Raw genomic sequence first — 6,433 nt, forward strand, 5'->3', positions numbered from 1 at the left:
GGGGCCATCGGGGCAGCCGCGGTGGGTTCAGTCGCCGGCGGTGAGCCCTCGTTCGATCGCCGCGATGATCTGCGGGCGCAGCTCCTGCGCCGTGATGACGGCATCGACCGAGCCGACGGTGACTGCGCGATGGATGTTGTGGACGGAGTCGAACTCGGACGCCACCTGCCCGAGCTTCTCGGTCCGGACGGCCGACCGCGTCTCCGCGAGCTCGGCGGAGAGTGCCCCACGCTCGGAGCCCTTGGCGTCCACCATGCGGGCCTCGAGAGCCGTGACCCGCTCGTCGGCGGACGTCCGGCCGTCGACGTCGCCGGCGAAGACGACGGCCGCGGCCGGAGCGCCACCGATGACCGAGGCGAAGGAGCCCTCGACGGCGAGCACGATCATCCGGGGGTTCAGCGCCTTGGAGAACACCACGAAGGCCCCACCGTGGTAGCGAGAGACGACACAGAAGACGATCGGCCCCTCGAAGTTGACGATCGCGCGTCCGATCTCAGCGCCGTACTCGAGCTGCAGCCCCCGCATCGAGTCGGGGGAGCCGTCGAAGCCCGACAGGTTCGCGAGGACGACCAGGGGGCGGTTGCCGCTGGCGGCGTTGATGGCCCGGGCGGCCTTCTTCGACGAGCGCGGGAACAATGTCCCAGCGGTGTAGGTGTCCGGACCGTCGGTGGGAGGGAACCCGCGCCGCGGGACGGACTTCGACTCGATTCCCAGCAGGCACACCGGAAAGCCGCCGAGGTGCGCGTCCTGGACCACGGCCGTCTCAGCGTCGGCCATCCCGGCCCACCGCTCAAGGGTGGGGTGGTCCTGGTCCGACACGGCCCGCATCAGCGTCCGGATGTCGAAGGCCTTCTTTCGGTCTGGGTTGGTCCTCAGGGAGAAGATGTCGCCGACCGTCGTGAAGTCGCTCCCCTCGAGCGTGTGGGGGTATGTCGTGACGTCCCGGTCGGTGGGGTCGCTCGTCGGCGCGCGCCGCGGCCCGGGCTCGCCGTGGGCGACGTAGGTGTGGTCGTAGTGGGCCAGGAGAATCGCCAGGGCGCCGCCAAGGTCTGGAGCCCAGTACTGCGCCTGGCCGTTCGGGCCCATGACGCGGTCGTAGCCGCCGATGCCGAAGTTGTCCTCGGCAGAGACCCCACCCGAGAAGTCGAGCGACTGCTTGCCGGTCAGGACCATGGCGCTGTCCGGGGTCATCACGAGGATGCCCTTGGTGTGCATGAGCATCGTTGCCTCGGCGTTCCAGTACGGCTGCGCCCCGACGTTGATCCCGGCGACGACGATGTTGATCTCGTGACCCGCCTGGGTGAACTCGATGATCCGCTTCAGCCCCCGCGCGACCCAGTCCATGTTCTCCGTGCCGGAGTCCATCGAGATCCGGGCGCCGGCGGACAGGGCATACCACTCGACGGGGACGCCCATCTCTTCCGCGAGGTCGAGGGCGGCGATGACACGGTGGCACTCCGCCTCGGCCACCGCACCGAGGGCGCGGGTGGGGTCGCCGCTGAGGATGACGCGGGTGACCCCCTCGGGGTGCAGCGTGGTCTTCGTCGTGACGAGGCCGACGATCATCCCGGACGTGTTCTGTCCATAGGGACGCTCGACCGGCACGAGGCTCCCGGACGCGTCGAGGTCGTACTCCACCGAAGATCCTCCCGGACCGGCGACCATGTCCTGCATCTCGTAGGGGTAGACCGTGCCGCGCCGACGCGCCCGCAGGGCCTTCTGCTGGTAGTCGTCGACGGGCTTGAGCAGCTCTGTCGACGGCAGCCCGATCGTCGAGACCACACCCGAGCCGGCCTGGTAGAAGAACCGGGCCGAGATCGGGGACGTCCGGCCCTGCTCGTCGGCGATCCGCCCCTCGGCGAGGATCTCCTCGATGCCGGCCCCGGCCGTCAGTGGCGCGATCTTGTCCCGCAGCGCCGTCAGCTGGCCCACCTCGGCCTTGATGACGGGCCAGACGTGGAGCCATACGTGGTTCATGTCGAGCTTGGCGCCGCTGACACCCCTGGAGGCGCGGGCCCGCCTGATCGCCTCGAGGCAGTTGGCCAGGGCGCGCTCGGCGTGGGGGACGCTGGTGATCTTGCCGCTCTCGTTGCGGACCACGCTGAACTGGCGCACCTGCGCCAGGGCCACGAGGCGCTGGTCGGCAGGGTTGTTGCGGGCCACGGCGTGCAGCAGGAGGACGTCCTCGGGTGCCTCGAGCCGGGTGAGGTCGAACTCGCGCAGCCGCCAGAGGTTGAGCCGGCGACCGACCATGGGGTGGACGCCTCGGACGAGGGCGTCCTCCTGGACGCCGCCCGATCCGTCTGCCCGGAAGGTGTGGTAACCGACCGCGCGCCCGCCACCGGCGGCCACCGCCACGGCCACCCGGCGCAGCTGCTGGGGGAAGTCGAGGGCGCCCAGCACCGCGGCCATCGCCGTCGACGCCTCGTCGGTGCCCTCCGGCATCTCGGGCCAGGACAGGTAGAGGTCGACGACCCCCTCCTGGTCGGGCGTGGCCCTGGCCACCTCGGCCGCGATCGCCTCCACGAACCCACTGCCGGGGGTGAGCTCGGAGACCATGCCGACCGTCGACACGAGGTGCGTGGGTCGGTCGTCGAGGGTGTAGTCGGCCACCGAGAACGGCCGTCCGGCAACCGATTTCGATGTCAGCCCGACGAGCTCGTACTCGCGGTAGTGGCGCTTGATGAGCACCTCGAGCATCGGCTCCTCGGCCGGCACACCGTGCTCGAGCCGCTCGGCGAGGAAGCGCACGATCTGCTCGGGGATCGCGGCAAGTGCGTCGATCCGGGCGGTCCGGTCCGGGGCGTCGGGGTCTGCAGCCAGAGCCGCGACCTGGTCGTGGACGCCAGCGAGCACCGTGGCGCGCTCGGCATCGACGAGCGGCTGGTCGAACCACCGGAAGCGCACGCTGCGGGCGAGGTCGCCGACGATCGGGAAACGCAGCTGCGTCGCCGCGACGAGCCGGTCGAGGACGTCGTGGGCCGCGGTGTCCAGCGGCGCGTCCGGACGGGACTCCTTCATCCAGCGCTGGAGCAGCGACATCGCGAGGTGGGTGTCCGGCGTCGACCGCTGCTGGGCCAGGAACACCCGGAAGACAGCGTCGTCGAGCTCGCGCGAGCGCTCGAAGGAGTCGATGTCGTAGTGGCCCAGCACCCGCGTCAGCTTGGTCCGGAACTCCTCCGGCAGCCCCCCGCGTTCGACGTCGAGACTCTGGAGGTAGGTGTGGAAGTGCTCCCGGGGGCTGTGGACCCGGTTCTCGACGTGGCGCTCCTGGCCCGCCGGGCGGTTGCGGCTCAGCTCGGCGAAGTCGGCGAAGATCCGCAGCAGGTCGGTCTCCTGGCCCACCGGTGCCATGCCGGCTGCAGCGAGGTCGTCGCGGGCGCTGAGGTAGGACGCGAGGGTCCGCCCCTCGTCGCCGGGGGCGACGTCGTAGCCGAGCAACATCCCCCGCAGGTCGGTCAGCTCTCGCTCGAGTCGGTCGCCTTCGCCGCCGTCCGCGCCGCCGTCCGTGGAGGTGGACGTGGTCGGCAGCTCGAGGTCGACCAGACCGGTGTCCGCTGCGGCCTGCGGCGTCTCGTCGGCGTCGTTCGTCGGCTCGAGCCGCACGAGGGGGGCTCCGGTCTCCACCTGGCTGCCGGTGGTGACGAGCAGCTCCTTGACGGTGGCCGCGAACGGCGAGGGCAGGACGGTCTCCATCTTCATACTCTCGAGGACGAGGACCGGCGCTCCAGCCGCGACGACGTCACCGACCCGGACCGGGACGGCGACGACGAGCGCCGGCGCGGGGGAGCGGAGTACGCCGCCTTCGTCGCGGCTGACCCGGTGCGTCGTCCCGTTGACCTCGACGAGGTGGACCGCTCCGTGGGCCGCCGTGACGAGGCGGAAGCGGGAGCCGCCCGCCATGAGCCGGCTCGTGTATTCATCGATGCGCTCGAGGTCGGCATCGATCGGGGCGGCGTCACCGATCGTGACCCGGAAGCGGTGGGGGCCGATGCGGGTGACCATCACCTTGTATGCCGTGCCCCGCAGCTTGAGATCCACCGCGCGACCCACCTGGTGCTGGACCTGGGGCCGTCCGCCGCGGGCGGTCGCGAGCAGGCGGGCGACCTCGACCTGCTCCTCCTCCTCGTATGCCTCGATGCCGGCCGCGACCAGCGCGATCCCGGAGTGCTTGTGGGCGATGAGCCGGCCCTCACCACGGACGCGGTCGATCCACCCGGTGTCGGCAGAGCCGTCGATGACCTCGGGCTGGGCGAGCAGGTCGAGGACGAAGCTCTTGTTTGTCGCGCCCCCCTCAATGACGACCGTCGTCTCGGCGACGGCCCGGCGCAGGCGGCCGAGGGCCTCGCCCCGGTCGCGGCCGTAGGCGACGATCTTGGCGATCATCGAGTCGAAGTCGGCGGGGATGGTGTCGCCCTCACCGACTCCGGTGTCGACTCGGATGCCCGGGCCGGCAGGCAGGTTGAGCAGCACGATCCGGCCCGGGGACGGCGCGAAGTCGCGGTCCGGGTCCTCGGCGTTGAGCCGGGCCTCGAGGGCGTGCCCCCGCTCGGGCGGCGCCGAACCCTCGAGACGGCCACCACCGGCGACGTGGATCTGGGCCTTGACGAGGTCCAGGTCGGTCGTGACCTCGGTGATCGGGTGCTCGACCTGGAGGCGGGTGTTGACCTCGAGGAAGGCGAAGATCTGCTCGCCCGGGTGGTAGAGGAACTCCACCGTCCCCGCGCCGGCGTAGTCGACCGCGAGGGCGAGCCGCTCGGCGCTCGCCTTGAGCTCGCGGGTCTGCTCCGGCGACAGGACGGGAGAGGCGGACTCCTCGATGACCTTCTGGTTGCGGCGCTGCACCGAGCAGTCGCGGACGCCCAGGGCCCAGGCCGTGCCCTGCCCGTCGGCGATGACCTGCACCTCGACGTGGCGCGCTCCGGTGACGAGCCGCTCGAGGAAGACGACGCCGCTGCCGAAGGCGCGCTCGGCCTCGTCGCGGGTGCGGGCATACGCGTCGGTCAGCTCCTCGTCGGAGCCGACGACCCGGATGCCGCGGCCGCCGCCGCCGGCGGTCGCCTTGAGCATCAGGGGGTAGCCGATCGAGTTGCCCATGGCGATCGCGTCCTCGAGGGTGTCGACCGGCCCCCGGCTCCACGGGGCGACGGGCACGCCGACCTTCTCGGCCAGGAGCTTCGAGCCGATCTTGTCCCCGAGCTGGCGCATCGCGTGCGCGCTCGGCCCGATGAAGGTCACCCCGATGCGCTCACACAGCTCCGCGAACGCGGGGTCCTCGGCGACGAATCCCCAGCCGACCCAGGCCGCGTCGGCCCCGGTCTCGCGCAGCGCCCGTTCGAGGACGGCGTGGTCGAGGTAGGGCCGGGCCGCAGCCGGGCCGAGGTTGTAGGACAGGTCGGCCTCGCGGACGAACATGGCCCGCCGCTCACCCTCGGTGTAGAGGGCCACGACCTCGATGTGGGTGCCGTGCTCGGCGTTGAGGTCCCGCACCGCGTGGATGAGACGCATCGCCGCCTCGCCACGGTTGACGACTGCGATCCGGGAGAAACTCACCGATGACTCCTTGCACTGGGCCAACCTGTCGACCGACGCGGTCCCTTGATCCGAGGCTTTCACACCACCTGCCTACTATCGAGTCAAGCAGCGCACGAAAACTCGATCACCTCACGCCGCGTGGCAGCATGGCGACGGTGACCGAGAGCATGCTCCCGCACCCCGTGACGGGGCAGCTCTTCGCGTCTCCGGTGCCGCCGGGCGCCGGATGGCCCGGTGACCCCGCCGACGGGGCGACACCGGTGGCGAGGACGGCGGCGCAGGTGCGCCGCCTCGCGGCGGGTGTCACCTCGGTGGCCGAGCTCGACGCCACGATCTCCGTATGCCGTGCCTGCCCTCGCCTGGTCCGGTGGCGCGAGAGCGTGGCGACCGAGGGCAAGCGTGCCTCGTTCGCGGCCCAGCCCTACTGGGGTCGGCCCGGCCCGGGCTTCGGAGATCCCGAGCCCGACGTCCTCGTCGTCGGTCTGGCGCCCGCCGCCAACGGGACGAACCGCACCGGACGGATGTTCACCGGCGACCGCAGCGGTGACTGGCTCTACGCCGCGCTGCACCGCGCGGGCTACGCGAGCCAGCCGACGAGTGTGGCGAGTGGCGACGGACAGGTGCTGCACGGCATACGGATCGTGGCCGCGGTGCGGTGTGCCCCGCCGGCCAACAGGCCGACGCCCGAGGAACGTGACCTGTGCGGCCACTGGCTCGACCGGGACCTCGAGCTCGCATCGCGCACGATGCGCTCGATGTTGGCCCTCGGCGCCATCGGGTGGGACGCGGCCCTGGCCAGCGCCCGCCGACTCGGCTGGGCGGTGCCGCGACCCGGGCCGCGCTTCGGGCACGGCGCGGAGGCCGTGCTCGTCACCGCGGACGGGCGACCGGTGCGCCT

The 6,433-nt window shown here is 71.7% G+C and carries 2 protein-coding genes; one reads left to right on the forward strand and one right to left on the reverse strand.

The features are described from left to right. Window positions 1-27 precede the first annotated feature (27 nt). Window positions 28-5,508, reverse strand: a complete 5,481-nt coding sequence (locus ACLL9L_RS07675) for a carboxyl transferase domain-containing protein (protein ID WP_411284055.1) — start codon at window positions 5,506-5,508, stop codon at window positions 28-30. Window positions 5,509-5,702: 194 nt separating this feature from the next. Here ACLL9L_RS07675 and ACLL9L_RS07680 point away from each other — a divergent pair. After that, a partial coding sequence (locus ACLL9L_RS07680; RefSeq protein WP_411284056.1) for a uracil-DNA glycosylase family protein occupies window positions 5,703-6,433 on the forward strand: 731 nt, incomplete at its 3' end.

The sequence above is a fragment of the Lapillicoccus sp. genome, assembly GCF_046595215.1.
In the GTDB taxonomy this organism is placed as follows: Bacteria; Actinomycetota; Actinomycetes; order Actinomycetales; family Dermatophilaceae; genus Lapillicoccus.

Bases quoted from the DNA above. Each gene is read 5' to 3' on its own strand.
- ACLL9L_RS07675 (WP_411284055.1), bottom strand. From the start codon at position 5,508: ATGCGTCTCATCCACGCGGTGCGGGACCTCAACGCCGAGCACGGCACC.